The following is a 550-nucleotide window of genomic DNA, read 5'->3' on the forward strand; positions in this document are numbered from 1 at the left end:
TGCGCCGGTCAGCAGGGCGTTCGCCAGCACGTGCATGAACACGACCAGGATGAGCAGGCCGCCGCTCCAGCGCATGAACAGCCAGCTCCACGTCTCAAAGTTCTTGCCCGGCACGCTGACGAAGCGCGGCGCTTTGGCGAGCGCATGTTGATTGAACGTGCCCCCGTAGGCCAGCACGGCCAGAACGATGATGACCACTGCGGGGACAATAAGATAAACGATGCCCAAGCCGGGCTGCGCCACCACCGGCCCCTGACCTTGATAGCCGGGCGTGAAGTGGTACAGGACGATGTTGCGGGTGACGAAGAACGCCGCCGGCAGCCACAGCAGCAACGAGAGCGCGATGACCTTCCAGAAGGAGTTGCGCTGCAGGTGCTTGTTCCACCAGGCCGGAAAGGTGTCTTTGAGGATGATGTTGACGCCGTTGACGGCGTGATAGGCGATAGCGGCAAACAGGAAGTATTCCGAAATCAGGAACGGCAGTGAGCGGTACAACTCGATGGCGTGCTCGTACAGCTCCGGCGCGTAGGCCACCCACGAGGTATCCACA

At 61.5% G+C, this 550-nt stretch carries 1 protein-coding gene; it reads right to left on the minus strand.

The annotated features are described in order from the left end of the window. Positions 1 to 534 (minus strand): hypothetical protein (locus NZU74_20780; GenBank protein ID MCS6883760.1); only part of this gene is annotated, 534 nt, incomplete at its 3' end. Positions 535 to 550 lie beyond the last annotated feature (16 nt).

The organism is Chloroflexaceae bacterium (genome assembly GCA_025057155.1).
Taxonomy (GTDB): domain Bacteria; phylum Chloroflexota; class Chloroflexia; order Chloroflexales; family Chloroflexaceae; genus JACAEO01.